Origin of the sequence: Acetobacter estunensis (assembly GCF_019083805.1) — a bacterium.
Taxonomy (GTDB): Bacteria; Pseudomonadota; Alphaproteobacteria; order Acetobacterales; family Acetobacteraceae; genus Acetobacter; species Acetobacter estunensis_A.
In genome coordinates this window covers 50,318-67,349 of record NZ_JAHRDV010000005.1, presented here as the reverse complement: position 1 = coordinate 67,349, position 17,032 = coordinate 50,318, and the positions used below count along the sequence as shown (strand labels likewise).

General features: G+C 62.9%; 15 protein-coding genes and 1 tRNA gene. 6 read left to right on the top strand and 10 right to left on the bottom strand.

Annotation, left to right across the window (positions count from 1 at the left end):
- Positions 1-53: 53 nt before the first annotated feature.
- Positions 54-578 (bottom strand): YjjA family protein, encoded by a 525-nt coding sequence (locus KUA11_RS07970; RefSeq protein ID WP_166315902.1) that lies wholly within the window; start codon positions 576-578, stop codon positions 54-56.
- Positions 579-943: 365 nt separating this feature from the next.
- Between KUA11_RS07970 and KUA11_RS07965 the strand changes: the two genes are divergently transcribed.
- The gene (locus KUA11_RS07965) at positions 944-1,507 is read left to right on the top strand and encodes a NifU family protein (protein ID WP_217409788.1); all 564 of its coding nucleotides are present in this window, start codon (positions 944-946) and stop codon (positions 1,505-1,507) included.
- A gap of 16 nt (positions 1,508-1,523) precedes the next feature.
- Here KUA11_RS07965 and KUA11_RS07960 read toward each other — a convergent pair whose 3' ends face one another.
- The 8 genes from KUA11_RS07960 to mnmE form a co-directional block, all read right to left on the bottom strand.
- The gene (locus KUA11_RS07960; RefSeq protein WP_217409787.1) at positions 1,524-2,690 is read right to left on the bottom strand and encodes a GGDEF domain-containing protein; all 1,167 of its coding nucleotides are present in this window, start codon (positions 2,688-2,690) and stop codon (positions 1,524-1,526) included.
- The gene (locus KUA11_RS07955; protein WP_217409786.1) at positions 2,687-3,223 is read right to left on the bottom strand and encodes a heme NO-binding domain-containing protein; all 537 of its coding nucleotides are present in this window, start codon (positions 3,221-3,223) and stop codon (positions 2,687-2,689) included. Before KUA11_RS07955 ends, KUA11_RS07960 begins: the two co-directional genes overlap by 4 nt.
- A 178-nt stretch (positions 3,224-3,401) precedes the next feature.
- Positions 3,402-3,477: transfer RNA gene (locus KUA11_RS07950), tRNA-Lys, on the bottom strand.
- Positions 3,478-3,556: 79 nt separating this feature from the next.
- Complete coding sequence (locus KUA11_RS07945; RefSeq protein ID WP_217409785.1) at positions 3,557-4,480, bottom strand: ParB/RepB/Spo0J family partition protein; 924 nt, start codon at positions 4,478-4,480, stop codon at positions 3,557-3,559.
- A complete protein-coding gene (locus tag KUA11_RS07940) occupies positions 4,477-5,310 on the bottom strand; it encodes a ParA family protein (RefSeq protein ID WP_217409784.1) in 834 nt (277 codons plus the stop codon). Before KUA11_RS07940 ends, KUA11_RS07945 begins: the two co-directional genes overlap by 4 nt.
- Positions 5,303-5,905: a 16S rRNA (guanine(527)-N(7))-methyltransferase RsmG gene (gene rsmG, locus KUA11_RS07935; RefSeq protein ID WP_217409783.1), complete on the bottom strand. Its 603-nt coding sequence runs from the start codon at positions 5,903-5,905 to the stop codon at positions 5,303-5,305. The genes KUA11_RS07940 and rsmG overlap by 8 nt, the downstream gene beginning before the upstream one ends.
- A 4-nt stretch (positions 5,906-5,909) precedes the next feature.
- Positions 5,910-7,778 (bottom strand): tRNA uridine-5-carboxymethylaminomethyl(34) synthesis enzyme MnmG, encoded by a 1,869-nt coding sequence (gene mnmG / locus KUA11_RS07930; protein ID WP_217409782.1) that lies wholly within the window; start codon positions 7,776-7,778, stop codon positions 5,910-5,912.
- Positions 7,779-7,797: 19 nt separating this feature from the next.
- Positions 7,798-9,135, bottom strand: coding sequence for a tRNA uridine-5-carboxymethylaminomethyl(34) synthesis GTPase MnmE (mnmE, locus tag KUA11_RS07925; protein WP_368040971.1), 1,338 nt, complete (start codon positions 9,133-9,135; stop codon positions 7,798-7,800).
- A gap of 117 nt (positions 9,136-9,252) precedes the next feature.
- Here mnmE and KUA11_RS07920 point away from each other — a divergent pair, with 117 nt between their 5' ends.
- Positions 9,253-9,705: a methylated-DNA--[protein]-cysteine S-methyltransferase gene (locus KUA11_RS07920; protein ID WP_217409780.1), complete on the top strand. Its 453-nt coding sequence runs from the start codon at positions 9,253-9,255 to the stop codon at positions 9,703-9,705.
- 69 nt (positions 9,706-9,774) lie between these two features.
- Entirely contained in the window at positions 9,775-10,257 is a 483-nt protein-coding gene (gene mntR, locus KUA11_RS07915) for a manganese-binding transcriptional regulator MntR (RefSeq protein WP_368040970.1), read from the top strand.
- A gap of 24 nt (positions 10,258-10,281) precedes the next feature.
- On the opposite strand, the gene KUA11_RS07910 is transcribed toward mntR, so the two are convergent.
- Positions 10,282-12,339, bottom strand: a complete 2,058-nt coding sequence (locus tag KUA11_RS07910; protein ID WP_368040968.1) for a protein-disulfide reductase DsbD family protein — start codon at positions 12,337-12,339, stop codon at positions 10,282-10,284.
- Positions 12,340-12,470: 131 nt separating this feature from the next.
- Here KUA11_RS07910 and hrpB point away from each other — a divergent pair, with 131 nt between their 5' ends.
- From hrpB to infC, 3 genes are all read left to right on the top strand, one after another.
- Positions 12,471-15,023: an ATP-dependent helicase HrpB gene (gene hrpB / locus KUA11_RS07905; RefSeq protein WP_217409779.1), complete on the top strand. Its 2,553-nt coding sequence runs from the start codon at positions 12,471-12,473 to the stop codon at positions 15,021-15,023.
- Positions 15,024-15,140: 117 nt separating this feature from the next.
- Entirely contained in the window at positions 15,141-16,307 is a 1,167-nt protein-coding gene (locus tag KUA11_RS07900; RefSeq protein ID WP_254454773.1) for a S1C family serine protease, read from the top strand.
- Positions 16,308-16,489: 182 nt separating this feature from the next.
- Complete coding sequence (gene infC / locus KUA11_RS07895) at positions 16,490-17,026, top strand: translation initiation factor IF-3 (protein WP_166315977.1); 537 nt, start codon at positions 16,490-16,492, stop codon at positions 17,024-17,026.
- Positions 17,027-17,032: the final 6 nt, after the last annotated feature.

Sequence of the window (17,032 nt, the reverse complement as noted above, 5' to 3'; positions counted from 1 at the left end):
CCGGTTTGTCACCGGACGGTCTTTCTTACTCGACGGCACTGGTCAGTGAGGGATCAGTCGAGTGACTGGCCTTTCTTGGTCAGGTCGCTGCACAGCTTGACGCGCTGGGACTTCTTGAGCGTGGAGACGTCGAACGGCGTCGATGTGCCATTGGTCAGCAGACCCTGACCGCCCAGCGAATAGGCCTGATCGCTCTTCACATCCGCGCGCTTGGCGAGCTTGCGGGCCACGCTGCGCGGCGTCGTGCCGGAGGTGTAGTCCTTGTGGATGCAGTAGGAGAGCAGTCCCGCCACATTGCCCGGTGTTGCATTGTCGATGGGCGGCAGGCCGTTTTCACCCAGTGCGCCCGGTGTTGCGGCCGTCGTCGCGCCGGTGATGCCGTGAACAACCTGTGCGCCCTGCGTGGGAGCGGATGCCTGATCGGCGGGATTCGTCACGGGGATACCGCCCGGCGGCGGCGCGGACATGGTGGTGCCGGCCGGAATCTGCTGGGCTGCGGTCTGGGCGTGGGCAGCGCCTATTGAGGCGAGAGCGAGACCCGTTGTGGCGACCAGCGCGAGAGTTCTGTTACCAAGCATTGAATAACCTTTCACAAAAGCCAAAGGTCTGCATGCTCCCTATTGAAGGAACATGACCCTTTGCTGACGGTCATGACCGTCGTGCCCTAACAAAGCGCACGACAATGGAAAGTTCCCTGTCGTTTATTTCTGGGGTTCGGTGCGATGGTTACTTCTGGGTGCATCCCGTGGCACGATGAGCGCGTAGGGCATGGGCCGGGTGTGAAGGAGACGGAGCCCTGACATTCTGCCGGGGGGCTTGTCTTTCGGGCGCACCTGCCTCATCTCCTGAATCCATACAGGACCGCTTGCGTCCTCTTTTGACGATGGCCGGTGTTGGGTTTGCGTAAGGCGCGGACCGATGCCTTTGATGGAGTGGGGCCACAATGTTCATTGAGACCGAAGGTACACCCAACCCGAACACGCTGAAGTTCCTGCCGGGGCGGGATGTGACGGGAGAGGCCGGCACGATCGACTTCATCGACGCGGATGGTGTCGCGGGACGCTCGCCGCTGGCGGACGCCCTGTTTGAATTGCCGGGGGTTGCGCGTGTGTTCATGGGGTCGGACTTCGTGTCCGTCACCAAAACGGATGCGGAAGACTGGGCCGAACTCAAGCCGCGCGTGCTCTCCACATTGGTGGATCATTTCGTCTCGGGCCGTCCGGTCGTGACGGAAGGTGCTGCCGTGCAGGAAGATCCGGTGATGCCGGGTGATGAAGAGATCGTGAAGCAGATCAAGGAACTGCTTGAGACCCGCGTCCGTCCGGCGGTGGCCAGCGATGGCGGCGATATCGTGTTTCGTGGCTACCGTGACGGCATTGTGCGGCTGAGCATGCAGGGAGCGTGCTCGGGTTGTCCGTCCTCAGGCGCGACACTCAAGCATGGTGTGGAGAACATGCTGCGCCATTATGTGCCGGAGATCGTCTCTGTGGAACAGGTCATGGCCTGACGGAGAAGCGGCCCTATTAGGCTGCGTGCAGAGGGCGGGCGAGGGTCACACGGCCTCCACCTGCCCTTTTGCTTTCATACATGGCGTGATCGGCCTCCTTCAGCATGTAGGAGGCGCTTTCATGACGTGGGGACCAGAAGGCAAGGCCGATGCTGGCGGTGGAGGTCAGGTGATGGCCCTCCGTTTCGAAAGGCTGTCGAAACGCATCGCACAGACGTTCGGTGATGGTCATCACCTCGTCTGGTGATTCCGTGCCGTGAAAGAGGATCACGAACTCATCGCCGCCCAGACGGGCCACCATATGCGCGGGATGTTTCGCGAGCGTATGGGTCAGACGGTGCGCTGCCTGACACAGCACCCGATCGCCCATCAGATGACCGGCCGTGTCATTGATGTGCTTGAAATGATCGAGATCGATGAGGCAGACCGCTGGCGGCGTATCGGTGTTTTTCCATGCTGCCAGAACGTCGGTGACGGTCTGACTGAAAAGGGTGCGGTTGGGCAGGCAGGTCAGGGCGTCGTGAGTGGCGTCATGCCGAAGTTTACGCTCGGCTTTTTCACGTTCGATCACGCGGGCGATATGGCCGCCGATATTCATGCACAGGCCGACGATCGGTTCTTCCGCCTTTACTTCCTTACATGAGAAAAACAGCAGAACGACATCGACGCAGCCTCCCGCGATGACAGGCAGGCCCAGCCCATGGTGCAGACTGGCTCCGATTGCATGTTCTTGTGGGTCGATCTTCCAGCTTACGATCTTCTGCTGGCGTTTGATCTGAAAGGCCAATCCGTCCGGCTCGAACAGTCGCGAAGCGCGGCAGGCGGCGAGCAGTATCTGACGTGAGGGAGGTGTGTCCGGGAAGCACAGCGTCGGATTGATCCGATCATAGGTTCCATCCTCGCGGCGAGTGAAGGCAACACCGCCCATGAACCCCATGCGGTGGCAGGTTTCCTCCAGCGTGACCTCAAGCACGCGGGTGGCAGAGGAGGTCGTGTTGGCGCAACTGACGATCGTTTCCAGCAGTTTCTGCTGGTTATTCAGGCCATAGAGTTCGCGCAGCCCACGTTCGGCAATCGCCTCCGCTTCGCGGCGGATGCGTTTTTCCCTCTCGAAGCGTTTGCGTAACTGGAGGTAGAGGGCCTTGTAGTCGATGTCTGTTTCGTCTGCTGTTGGGTCGTTCATGGACCCTGCCAGCGGATGGTCATGTCATTCTCTTTCGGGGAGCCGGATGGATAACGCTCCACGGAGATGTTCTCATGCCAGATGTCGGCGGCTCCAAGAATGAAGCCATGTGCGAGATCGAGAAGATGACGGGAGGACTGGTAGCGCATTTCCAGCGCGCCGTCCGGCTGTTCCGTGAAATGAAAATACGGGCAGCATGCTCCGGAATAGAGCTTCATCACTTCGGGATGGATGATCGTGTTGACGGACAGGATGAACGTCCGCGCAGTGGGGAACTGTTCGAACAGTTCAGGATAGGTTTGCTTGAGAAGGGGCATCGCCTTCTCACCAAACCAGCGCAACACTTCACCCTCAGGCAGCTTCAGGCGTTGTGAGGCCGCTTTTACGAGGGCCAGCATGTCCGCATCCGGATAGTTGCCCAGAGAACTGTAGACACCATCCACCTTGGCGTCTTCCAAAAGAAGATCCCAGGTCTCGATGCCGAACTGTTCGCTGACCACGTCTTCCAGAAGATTGAAGACTATGCCTTTCATGATGCTTCCGATCTGACCGCGATGACACTTTGAATGTGGGTAATCCGATTGTCTTCACAAGCCGTTAAGTGGAGCCGAGCTTCTCGGGTATTCTCGCTTGAGTGATGCTCAAACACGTCAGAGACAAGATTTTGCGCTCTGAGAGATACTCGAGATTTCTGGGAAGAAGAGGAAATCCTGGTGGGCGCACAAGGGCTCGAACCTTGGACCCGCTGATTAAGAGTCAGCTGCTCTACCAACTGAGCTATGCGCCCAGGATTTCAGGATCACGACCGTGTCGCGATGGGCGCCTTTTAGCAGGGGAGAGTTACAGGTGCAAGAGGGTTAATCGCCTTATCTGTTCAGGAGAGCCAGAAGAGCGTCGAACTGGTCGAGTGAGTTGTAATTGAAGCTGATCGCACCGCCCCGTCCGTCAAACTTGATCTGAACCCGCAGTCCAAGCTTTGCAGAGAGATCGCGCTCCAGCATGGCGATTTCCGGATCGCGCTTTTCGCGGACGGGCTTGCCTTCCGTTTTTGTGGTCGCTGTTTTCGCCGCACGCTGCACGAGGGCTTCTGTCTGACGAACGGAAAGATCCCGCGCCATGACCTCGCGTGCGGCTGCCACAGGGTCAGGATGACCGAGAAGGGCACGGGCGTGACCGGCCGACAGTTTGCCTTCCGTGACGTCCCGGCGCAAAGGCGCGGGCAGCCGCAGCAGGCGTAAGGTGTTGGTGATGTGAGGGCGTGATTTGCCGATTGCGCGCGCCAACTCGTCCTGCGTGAGGTGGTAATCCTCGATCAGACGACTGAAGCCTTCGGCCTCTTCCATGGGGTTGAGATCGGAGCGCTGGAGGTTTTCCACCAGTGCTGCTGCCATGGCGTTGGTGTCGTCCAGTTCGCGCACCAGCACGGGAATCTCGTGCAGGCCCGCCTGCTGCGCGGCGCGCCACCGACGCTCTCCGCCGATGATCTGCCATGTGCCGGGCTTGTCCGGATGAGGGCGGGCAAGGATGGGCTGGAGAATGCCGCGGGCACGGATGGATTCGGCTAGTTCCGTCAGAGCCTCCGGCTCCATGTTCTGCCGGGGCTGGAAGGGGCTTGGCTCCAAGGTTTCGATGGGCAGCGAACTGACATGCGTCCCGGGCAGCTTGCGAGGAGCCTCCGGTGTCGCGTCTGTGTTGGGTGTCGAATGCTGCACAGGCGCCTGTTCGCCCAGAAGAGCGGCCAGACCGCGCCCGAGGCGGGGACGTGCGGCGGCCTTTTTCTTCGTGCTCACGGTGTGCCTCCCTTGTGGTTGTCCAGACGTGTCTGCAATTCCTTGGCAAGCGCCGTATAGGATGCGGCGCCACTCGAACGCGGGTCATAGGTCATGACCGGCGTGCCATGGCTCTGCGCTTCCGAAATGCGGATGTTGCGGGGAATGACAGTCTGCATCACTGCATCGCCGAAGAAGCTTCGGGCATCGGCGGCGACAAGTTCGGACAGGTTGTTGCGGCGGTCATACATGGTCAGCACGATGCCCGCGGTGGACAGCGCGGGATTGAACTGGCGACGCACCTGCTCGATGGTTTTCGTGAGATGACTGATGCCTTCCAGCGCGAAGAACTCACACTGGAGAGGTGCCACCACCCCGTCTGCCGCCACCAGCGCGTTGAGCGTCAACAGTCCGAGGCTGGGTGGGCAATCGATGATGATGTAATCCGCCTGATCGCTCAGCCCCGCAATGGCCGTCTTGAGACGCTGCTCGCGCCCTTCTTCCGCGATCAGCTCAATCTCGGCTCCCACCAGTTCCGTGCTAGCGACGATGACGTCGAGATTGTCCACCGCGGTTTCCTGCAACAAATCCTGCGCCGGGGCTTCGCCCATGAGCAGCGTGTAGGAGCCGCGTGTGCGGGCGTTGTAGTCCACGCCCAGCCCCGTGGAGGCGTTGCCCTGCGGGTCCAGGTCGATCAGTGTGACGCGGCTGCCATTCTGGGCAAGGGCCGCCGCGAGGTTGATGGCCGTTGTGGTCTTGCCCACGCCACCCTTCTGGTTGGCAATGGCGAGGACGATGGGGCCTCGCCCTCTGCCTCGGTTTTTACGAGTGATTTTCTGCGATTCAGACACGCCGGATGTCACTTATCTTGAGGATGGTGCCGCCGGGTGTGCGGCTTGGAATGCGTTCAACCGTCATGTGCCAGTGGCGCTCCGCGTCGGTCAACTCATCGGGCGCATGTTGCCCCTTCAGAAAGAAGGCGAAACCGCCCGGAGCGATCAGGGGAGCGGACCAGTCCAGCAGTTGATCGAGGCGTGCCAGAGCCCGCGCTGTCACGACGGGGGCGGGCGGCAGATCAAGCGTTTCGATGCGCTGGTCGATCACGCGCGTGCGGCAACCCGTTGTGCGACTGGCCTCACGCAGGAACGCGGCTTTCCGTCGATCCGATTCCACCAGCGTGACGTCCGCGTCGGCCGCGATGGCGAGGATCAGACCGGGAAATCCGCCTCCCGACCCCAGATCGGTGATGTGCGTTCCGCGTTCCACCAGAGGCACGAGTTGGAGGCAGTCTTCGATGTGGCGAGGCCATAGATGCGGAAGGTCGTGCGGTGAAATCAGATTGATCTTTTGTGTCCAGCGCGTGAGGAGGTCCGCGAAACAGGTAAGGCGTTCGAATGTTTCACGTGGAACATCAGGCAGCGATGTGGGGTGTGGAGGAGTCGGCATTGGGTCAGGCGGCCTGCTGCTGTTTCAGGTGAGCGAGAAGCGCCATCAGCGCGGAGGGTGTGACGCCCGGAATACGTTGGGCGGCCGCGAAGTTGGCAGGGTGTGCCCGCTCGAAACGCTCACGCATTTCCGCGCTCAGGCCGCCGACGCGACTGAAATCGAAATCTTCCGGCACGATAATGGAGGATTCATTGTGAAGCTGCCGGATCTCGCGCTCTTGGCGGGCGAGGTAGCCGCTGTAACGGGCTTCTGTTTCCACATGCTGCCGAATACGTGGAGGTAGCGTCGTAAACCATGGCGCAAGCTGTCCGATTGCGTCGGCTTTTGCTCCCGTTGCCAACACATCCAGCAAGGAGCGGCGTCGCCCATCGGGTGAGACGGAGACGCCCACGGCTATTAAAGGTGCGGGAAGCCATGTTTCCTGCGCGGCACGCTCCGTCGCATTCTGGATTGCCGCGCGGGTTTGCTCGAACAGGGTGGCGCGCATGGTGTCCACGCATCCCCATGTCTCTCCAATGGGTGTCAGGCGAAGATCCGCGTTATCGGCACGAAGGGTCAGGCGATATTCCGCGCGGGAGGTGAACATGCGGTAGGGTTCGGAAACGCCCTGCGTCACCAGATCGTCGATCATGACGCCAATATAGGCATCGCTGCGTGAGAGCGTAACGGGCGCATTTCCTGCCGCACGATGCGCGGCGTTGACGCCGGCGAGAAGTCCTTGCGCACCGGCTTCTTCATAGCCCGTTGTGCCATTGATCTGGCCGGCCATGAACAGACCGGGAATAGCACGCAGTTCCAGGGAGTGCGTGAGCGCGCGCGGATCGATGTAGTCATATTCCACGGCATAACCGGGGCGTACGATACGGGCGTTTTCCAGCCCTGCCATCGTGCGGATCATGCGTTCCTGCACCACTGGAGGAAGGCTGGTGGAAATCCCGTTGGGATAGACCAGATCGCCACCCGGATTGCCCGGCAGAGCTTCGGGTTCGAGGAAAATCTGGTGCGATGTACGCTCCGCAAAGCGCACGACCTTATCTTCGATCGATGGGCAGTAGCGCGGTCCGCGTCCGGCGATGGCGCCGCCATAGACTGCGGAAAGATGTAGGCTGTCACGAATGATGTCGTGAGTACGCTCATTTGTGGCCGTGATCCGGCAGCTTATTTGCGGGTTGGTGATGCGTTCCGTCAGACGCGAAAAGGGTTCGGGCTGCGCGTCGCCTGCGTCTTCAGCCAGAGATTCCCAGTCGATGCTGGCGCGATCGAGGCGCGCGGGCGTGCCGGTTTTCAATCGACCCATAGGCAGACCGAGGGTTTCCAGTCGACGTCCCAGCGCGTTGGCTGGTCGGTCGCCCACACGACCGGCCGGTTGGATATCGTGTCCGAAATGAATCACGCCGCGCAGGAACGTGCCGGCGGCGATGACGACGGATGGTGCGGTGAATGTGCGTCCATCTTCGCAGGTTACGCCGCTGACGCTGCCATCCGGTGCGAGATTCAGATCGTCCACGGCAGCCTCAAGAAGTGTCAGGTTTTCTGTGGCGTGGAGAAGGGCGTGAATGGCGTTTCGATACAGTCCCCGGTCAGCCTGTGCGCGGGGGCCATGCACGGCTGGCCCCTTGGAGCGGTTGAGCAGTTTGAAGTGAATGCCCGCCGCATCAGCCGCCCGACCCATCAGACCGTCCAGCGCATCGATTTCACGCACGAGATGACCCTTGCCAATCCCGCCGATGGCCGGATTGCAGGACATCGCGCCCACGGTCTCCATCCGGTGCGTGAGCAGCACTGTCCGCGCGCCGCAACGGGCGGCGGCGGCGGCGGCCTCGCATCCGGCATGGCCGCCGCCCACAACGATGACATCGAACTGATTCTTCATGACGCGGCCTCCCTTTTTCTCATTTTCCAATGCAGAACTGTCCGAAAACAGTGTCCAGAAGATCTTCCACACCCACCTCACCGGTCAGGCGACCGAGCGCGCGCATGGCAAGCCTCAGTTCCTCGCCGCGCATTTCCGGCCAGTCAACAGCGAGCGCGGCATCGAGATGCTCGTGCGCGGCCACGGCGGCCGCACGGTGGCGGGCGCGGGTCAATGGAGGGGCGCTGCTGCTGGAGGCTGTCAGTTCCCGCACGCGCCGTTCCAGATTTTCCTGCAGGGCGGCCAGCCCGGTTTCATCGTGCAGGCTGATGCCGAGCACGGGCACATCTTCGATGGAGAGAGGGGCTGGAGCAAGATCGATCTTATTGCATACGGGCAAGGCGCCCGGTAGCAGATGGTCAGGCACGTCTTCGGCGGAGAACATCTGCACCACGCAGTCGGCATGTTCCACGTGAAACATCGCCCGTTTCACCCCCTCCGCCTCGATCGGATCGGTGGTCTCGCGCAGTCCCGCCGTGTCCACCAGCGTCACGCGTACGCCGGCCAGCGTGGTGACGATCTCGATGGCATCTCGCGTCGTACCTGCCACGGGCGAGACAATGGCGGCCTGACGTTCGGCGAGATGGTTGAGCAGCGTGGATTTGCCCGCGTTCGGCGGTCCGACAATGGCGATGGTGAGGCCGCGCCGGATGCGCTCGCCCCGTTCGCCATCCGCCAGATGGGTGCTGATCTCGTCACGAAGGGCGGTGGTTTCGGACAGAAGGGCGGCTTCCACTTCCGGCGGCAAATCCTCGTCGGGAAAATCGATCAGCGCTTCCTGTCGCGCCAGCACGTTACGCAGACGGTCGGCCCAGCCGCGATAGAGCGTGCCCAGTCGGCCTTCGGACTGCGCCAGCGCCTGTTTCCGCTGCGCTTCGGTCTCGGCTTCGATCAGGTCGGCGATGCCTTCGGCTTCCGTCAGGTCGATACGGCCATGCAGAAAGGCACGCCGCGTGAACTCCCCCGGTTCGGCGGGACGCGCTCCGGCGTCCACTAATGCGCTTGCCACGGCCGAGACGATGGCAGGTCCGGCGTGCAAATGAAGCTCGAAGCTGTCTTCACCCGTGTAGCTGGCGGGACCGGGGAGCCACAGTACCAGTGCATCGTCCAGCGCATCCGTGCGGTGCGCGGCATCGCGCCACAGACGACGCAGGCTGGCTTTGCGGGGGGCGGGGAGTGTGCCGAGAAGACGGCGCAGGATCGCATCACTGCCGGTTCCGCTGACGCGCATCACGGCGATGGCGGCGCGAGCAGTGCCGGTGGCGAGCGCGAAAATCGGCTCAAGGGGTTGGGTGCGAAGGGCGGACGGCGTGGACACGGTCTTGCGTTTCCGGTTAGTGGCGGGGCTGTCATCCGCAGAGTGCGGACGGTTCAGGCAAGCTGGAACAGCGTGTAGCACGTCAGCAGGCTGTTCGCGCGTAATGAGGACTCCGTCATGCCGCAACTTTCGCTTCATTCACCACTCGGGCCTTTGACGCTCACCGAAGAGGACGGTGCGATCATTTCGCTCGATTGGGGCTGGGGCCGCGATCAGACGGAAACGCCGCTGCTGTGTCAGGCGCGGGACTGGCTGGATGCGTGGTTCGACACTCCAAAGGGACAGTTTCCGTTCGCGCTCGCGCCGTTCGGCACGACCTATCAGAAAAAGGTCTGGGACGCCCTGCTGCGCATTCCGGTGGGCGAGACCCGGACATACGCGCAGATCGCCGCCGAAGTGGGGGGCTCTCCCCGTTCGGTGGGGCAGGCCGTAGGGCGTAATCCCGTTCCCATCCTCATCCCCTGTCATCGTGTCGTGGCGGCGGCCGGACTGGGAGGCTATTCCGGTGACGGCGGCGTGGACGACAAGGTGTGGTTGCTGGAACTTGAAGGAGCGAGCCTTCCCCGGTGAGGCGATGCGACTGGATTGCCTGTGGTGCATGATCTATGTCCCACGGGCATGATCGCCGGGAGAAAACAGGTGTCCAGAAAGGAAAGCCGTGGCGCGTCGCGGCGGATGCCGGATGTGGAGACACAGAGCCGGGGCTTCGAGGCCGCGCGGGAAGCGCGCCGAAGCGTTCTGGTGGAAGACTATCTTGAATTGATTTCCGATCTTCTTCTTGAGGGTGGAGAGGCCCGTCAGGTCGAGATCGCAAAACGTCTGGGTGTGTCGCAGCCGACGGTCGCCAAGATGTTGGCCCGCTTGGTGGCGGAAGGGCTGGTGCACCAGAAGCCCTATCGCGGAGTTTTTCTAAGTGAGGCGGGGCAAAAGGTAGCGGATGATGCCCGCATCCGACATCAGGTGGTGGAGCGGTTCCTGCTGGCGTTGGGTGTCAGTCGCGAGAGCGCCCAGATCGATGCAGAAGGCATGGAGCATCATGTGAGCGAGGAGACTCTGAGCGCCTTTCGCATGGCGCTCGAAGGAGGGCTGGAGGCGTTCATGAAGGGGGCGCAGAAAAAATAGCTCCCCGAAAATCGGGGACTGCGGTCAGTGCGTCAAAGCCGAGATGACCAGATCGGGTGTGAGTATCTGCGGCAGGACGCGGCCTTCGCCTCTTCTTGGATAGAACACGTAGAGTGGCACGCCATCTCGTCCATGCTCATGCAGGAAAGCGGCGATGGAGGCATCACGGTTGGTCCAGTCTCCCTTCATGTAGGTCACACCCTGCTGTGCAAATGCTGAGCGCACCCGGGCACTGTCCAGCGTGACACGCTCGTTGACCAGACAGGTGATGCACCACGCTGCCGTCATGTCCACGAACACGGGACGCCTTTCCTTGCGGAGTGCGGCCAGTCGTCCGGGGGAGTAAGGGGTGACATCCGATGCGTCGGGCGTGTGCGCGACGACGCCCGCGGGCGGCAGAACAGCCAGAAGCGGCAGGGGTAGAAGGCAGACGATGAGTGCAGCCACACGCAGGTAGCTCCCCTGCGCTCGGTTGCGGCCAAGTATGGCGAGCCAGCCACCAAACCCCACCATCAGCAGACTGGTGCCCAGCAGAAGCACGCCGGTGCTGCCCACCTGACGGTCCAGAACCCATATCAGCCACACGCAGGTGCCCAGCACAGGAAAGGCAAGGAACTGGCGCAGAGTGTCCATCCACGCTCCCGGACGCGGGAGAAGTCGTCCAGCGCCCGGTAGAACGGCCAGCAGGACGAACGGGGCCGCCAGCCCCAGCCCCATGCTCAGGAAGATGCCCATCGCGGCAAGAGGTGACGTTGCCAGTGCGCCTGCGATGGCCGCTCCCATGAAGGGCGCGGTGCAGGGGGTTGCCACGAGCACAGCCAAAAGACCGGTGAAAAAATCGGCCAGTACTCCGTGTGTGCGGGAAATCGCAGTCTGCCCGGCACCGATGACGGGCAGTTCGAACACGCCCAGAAGCCCCAGCGCCACGATGAAGAGCAGCCAGCAGATGGCCGTGACGAAGACCGGCGACTGGAACTGAAACCCCCAGCCTGCGGCAATGCCGGCGTGCCGGATGGCAAGCGTGATTGCCCCGAGAGCGGCAAAGGTCAGCAATACGCCCACCATGTAGGCCATAGCGCCGCGCACGCGATGACCGGTTTCCTGTCCGCGCGCCAGTCCCACGGCTTTCATGGCCAGAACCGGGAACACGCACGGCATCAGATTGAGGATCAGGCCACCAAGGAAAGCCAGTCCCGCTAGTGTGAGCCATCCATCCGGCATAGCGGGAGGAGGCTGAATGGGTGCGGCGGGCATTGCGACCGAATGGGCATGGATAGCCAGTGTTTCGGGAGCCGCATCCGGGCTGTGCAGTTCCACCAGCCCGTCCAGTGGCGTGCCTGCGTGAAAGGCGTCCAGAGGCTTGAGCTTCAGTGTCAGGCCAGAGCCTGTGCGCGCCAGTGGTTGGGGGGCAACCTGATCGACGATGCCGGGCGTGTCGGGAATGAACCATGCATCTGTCACGTGGCGGGAGGACAAGCCCGCACCGGAGAGCGTGAGTACTCCGTCCGGGGCGATGGTGGCGGAGAAAGGTGCCGCTTTCGGCACACGTGCCGCAGCCTGAGTGAAGAGAGGCGCTTCGGCCGAAGGCGTGGGAGGAGCCTTTGGGAGCGTGAGAGTGAAATCCGCCTGCTCCGGCACACAGACCGCGGCGCAGACGAGCCACTCGGCATGGGCCTTCACTTGGACCGTCGTGTCGTCACCGGGTTCTGGCCTGAGTGTGACAGGCAGCAGCACTTCGCTCGTGTAGCCATAGGACATCAGCGGCCCTTCGGGCAGGCGCTGGGGGGTTGGCCATTCGATGGCGCTAGCCTGTCCCGTCGCGCCGCCGGAAAGGGTCACGGTCAGCGCCACCGGCTCACCCGCGTCACCGGGGTTCTTCCAGTATGTGTGCCAGCCGGGTGCGAGATGGAAATGCAGCCCGAACCGCGTGGGCTGTCCCGGCTGCACGGCATCGCTCGCGCTGACCAGCGTCACACTGTCGCGCTCGGTCGCGAACGGCGCGCTCTCGGCGGCATGGACAACGGTGCCGGCAACAAGGCAGAGGGCCAGCGTCAGGAAGGAGGCGAGGGCGGTCAGGCGCACGGACTGTGATCCTTGGTCGCGGTGGGGGAGCGTGTCAGGCGCGCGGGAAGGGCGCGACTTTAGCGAGAGGAGCGGCACAGGAACAGGCTGCGCGATTGCAGGGGAACGGCCCCGCCTTCATAACGCGAAGCATGACTGATGGTGCGCACTCCGATCGGGCCGCTCGTGTGGCTTCCCTTTTGTCGGCTCCCGGCGAGGATCTGCCTGTGCGGGCCTGTCTGCCCGAACTGGTCGCGCGGCTTGAGGACGAGCCGAACGCCGTGCTTGTGGCGCCTCCGGGAGCGGGCAAGACGACGCTTGTGCCGCTGGTGTTGCTGGACGGGGGCTGGCGCGCGCCGACAGCGCGGATCATCATGCTGGAGCCACGCAGGCTGGCCGCCCGCGCCGCCGCTCAGCGCATGGCATCCTTGCTGGGCGAAAAGGTGGGGTACACCGTCGGCTTCCGCACACGGCTGGAGTCCGCCGTCTCAGCGGCCACGCGGATCGAGGTCGTGACGGAGGGGCTGTTTCTGCGCCGCCTGCTCTCGGACCCGACGCTGGAGGACGTGGCCTGCGTGATTTTCGATGAAATTCACGAGCGGTCTCTGGATGGCGATCTCGCGTTGGCCTTCTCGCTGGATCTTCAGGCCGAATTGCGTCTCGATCTGCGGCTGCTGGCCATGTCCGCCACAGCCGACACGGCGCGGCTATGTGAACTGATGCGCGCGCCTGCGGTGGAAAGCGCGGGACGGCAGTTTCCTGTCGAAATCCGTCATGCAAAGCGTGATCTGACGTCTGCGCGCGATCTGCCGCGCGAGGCTGCGCGGGCAGTGCGTGAGATTCTGGCTGAGCGTGAGGGCGATATTCTCGTCTTCCTGCCCGGCACGGGTGAAATTCGCCGTACCATGACCGAACTTCAGAGGACACCTGTTCTCGTGCGCCCGCTTTACGGCGAGTTGCCGCCTGCGGAACAGGCCCGCGTGCTTGCGCAGGAACCGGATGGGGCACGTCGGGTCATTCTCGCCACGTCCATCGCCGAGACCTCTCTGACCGTGCCGGGAGTAAGGATTGTCATCGATGGCGGTTTCCGGCGCGCGCCACGTTTCGATCCGGGGGCGGGGCTGGCCCGGCTGGAGACGATGCGCATCTCACGCGCGGCGGCAACGCAGCGCTCCGGGCGCGCCGGACGAGAAGCGCCGGGGCTGGGTGTGCGCCTGTGGACGCAGGCCACCGAGCGCGGCATGAGCCCGCATGACCGTCCCGAAATTCTGGATGCGGACCTGTCGGATTTTGTGCTGGCTACCAGCCTGTGGCGGCAGGTCATGGGCGGAGATGGACCTCTGCGGTTGCTGGACGCCCCGCCCGCTGGTGGTGTGGCGGCGGCCCGCGAACTGCTCACGCTTCTCGGGGCGCTGGATGAGGAGGGACACCCGACAAAAGCTGCGCAGGCCATGTCGCCTCTCGGCACACATCCGCGTCTGGCCGCCATGATGCTGGCGGCCCAAGACGCATCCGAGGCCGCACTGGCCGCCGATCTTGCCGCGTTGCTGGAAGAGCGTGACCCGTTGCGGCCGCGTCAGGGTGGGCGGCCCGGTGCGCCTCCTCCCATTCCTCCGGCTGATATTTCCCTGCGTCTGGATCTGATTGCAGGGGGCGATCATCCCGACGCTGACTGGGGTGCGCTTGCCCGTATCCGGCAGGCCGCTACCCAGTTCCGGCGGCGGATGGGACTGCCGCGCGAGACCGAATCAAAGGGAGATGCGGCCGCCCTCGTGGCTGCGGGCTTTCCCGATCGGGTGGCGCAGGCGCGCGGAGAGCCGGGAAGCTATCGTCTGGCAGGCGGTGGTAGCGCACGCATCGGCAAGGCGGACCGTCTGGCGGATTGCCGCCTTCTGGCTGTGGCCTCGCTGTTTCTGCGCAAGAGCGCGGAAATCCGTCTGGCAGCACCTCTGGACCCGAACAATCTGCCGGACGCGCTGCTGGCGCGAGCGAGCGAACAGGTGGAGACGGCGCTTGATCCGGTGAGTGGCTCCATCATGGCGCGACGGCGCCTGCGCGTGGGGGCGCTGGTGCTGCGCGACCGGACCGAGGCGGTGAAGGCCGGGGACGCTGCGGATTTGCTGCTGATGCAGGCGACGACATCGCTTGCCACGGCGTTGGAATGGACGGAGGCCGCGCGGCAGTTTCAGGCGCGTGTGGCGATCGCACGCGGAACGCTGGAGCGTTCTGACTGGCCCGATTGCTCGGATGAGGCTCTTGTCTCAAATGTGGGCGAATGGCTGGCTCCCTGGCTTGGGGGCATTACGACACTGACGGCGCTGAAAGGGCTGGATCTGCTGGCAATGCTGCGGGCGCGCTTCGCGCACGCCGATCTCGTTTGGCTGGATCGGGAGCTGCCCACGGAATTGATGCTCAAAGGCGGTCGTGTGAAGGTGGATTATAGCCAGCCGGTTCCCATAGCCTCAGCAAAAGCTCAGGTTTTTTATGGAACGATTGATACACCACGTCTTGCGGGTGGTCGGGTTCCCCTGCGTCTGGCATTGCTTTCTCCTGCAGGCCGTCCGCAGGCGCTGACAGCGGATATGGCGAATTTCTGGAAGAATGGCTGGCTGGACATGCGGCGTGACATGCGCGGGCGCTATCCCCGCCACGACTGGCCGGAAGATCCTTCCACGGCCTCACCTACGCCGCTACGCGGACGTTAACGCAGTGTGCGAAGGCCACAGTGTTGCATGAAAAGTTCATGTTCATGAGGACAAGGCATTGCGATGCCGGCCGATTGATCGGACACTCCACGCCGTCATGAAGGTAATGTCTGTCTGATGCCCACCCATTCCGTCCGGGGAGCGCTGCTCCGTGGCCTGAAGGTCTTTCCCGTCTCCGCTCTGATGGCGTGTGCGCTCCTGCCGGTGGGGGAGGCGCGCGCCGATGCGTCGGCGCCTCCCGACACCACGCCGCCGGCCGTGACCGATGGATTGCCGCTTGTCGCCGGACTGCCGGTCACGTTCGCGCCGCTGGTGCGCCGCGTGGTGCCGGCTGTGGTCAACATTGCCGTGACGCGCGACATCAATCCCTCCACCAACCGGCGACTGCATGTGCTGCCGGATGTGAAGGGCACGCCACTGGAACGCCGCTTTCGTGAGCGGTTGCGACGTCATGGTGAGGAAATGCTGGGCGCGGGGTCAGGCTTCATCATTGATCCTGCGGGCGTGATCGTGACCAACAATCATGTGGTGGGGGACGCCAATAACATCACGGTGTCGCTGGCCAATGGGCATGAACTGCCCGCCCGTGTGCTGGGCAGCGATGATCTGACCGACATCGCCGTCATCAAGGTGGAGAGCCTCACGCCGCTTCCCTATGTGCGCTGGGGCGACAGCCGGGAGGTGCAGGTGGGCGACTGGATTATGGCGGCGGGCAATCCGTTCGGACTGGGGTCGTCGGTCTCCGCCGGTATTGTCTCGGCGCGCGGGCGCGACATTGGGGCCAGTCCGTTCGATGATTTTCTCCAGCTCGACGCGCCCATCAATCCGGGCAATTCGGGCGGCCCGACCTTTAACATGAAGGGAGAGGTGATTGCCATCAACACGGCCATTGTCTCGCCCACCGGTGGCTCGGTGGGTATCGGATTTTCCATTCCCTCCGAACTGGTGATCCCGGTGGTCGAGATGCTGCGCACGGGTGGTCACATCGAGCGCGGCTGGCTGGGGGTCACGCTGGAGGATGAGGAGGGGCAGGACGGCGCGCGGGTTGTGGAGACCGATCCCGGTGGCCCGGCACAGAAAGCGGGGCTCCGCCGGGGTGATTTCATCACGCTGGTGGGGAACGACCGTGTGGAAAGCGCCCGCACATTGATCCGCATCGTGGCCGCCCGCAAGCCCGGTTCCACCCTTTCGCTGACCGTGCACCGCAAGGCCGCGACGGTGATAGTGCCGGTCACGATCGGCGCGCGTCCGGACGATGACAGCCGTGACGGCGACGATCAGTGAAGGACGGCATGCACCGTCTTTCGGGTGGCGAGTGGTTTTCGCATGGCTGCTCGCGCGGATGGCATGAATGTGGCGCTTGATATTAGCCGCAGCTTTCCGCACATAATAAGCTGGTATAGATCAAAGACTGCCGTCCCCGCATTGCGGTGGGGGCGCTTTTGCCATTTCGACAGGAGCTGACCATAGCCAGACCACCGTTTCCCTCGACGCCAAGTCGCGAGGGGCCCCGCGTTAATGAAGAGATCCGCATTCCGCAGGTCCGTCTGATCGATCAGGACGGAGAGATGATCGGTGTCCTGCCCACCCGTGACGCGCTGGCGCGTGCTTATGGCGTAGGGCTGGACCTTCTTGAGATCAGCCCGAACGCCGAGCCGCCTGTCTGCAAGATTCTTGATTACGGCAAGTACAAGTACGAGCAGCAGAAGAAGCGCAACGAGGCTCGTAAGAAGCAGAAGGTCATCGAGATCAAGGAAGTCAAGGTTCGTCCGAACATCGACGAAAATGACTACCAGGTTAAGATGCGCGCGATGAAGAGCTTCCTCGATGATGGGGACAAGGTGAAAGTTACGCTGCGTTTCCGTGGTCGTGAAATGGCGCATCAGGAACTTGGCGTGAAGGTGCTTGAGCGTATTCGTCAGGAAGTCGATGAACTGGCGAAAGTCGAGCAGATGCCCCGTCTGGAGAACCGCCAGATGGTGATGGTGCTGGCTCCGCGCTGACGTCTT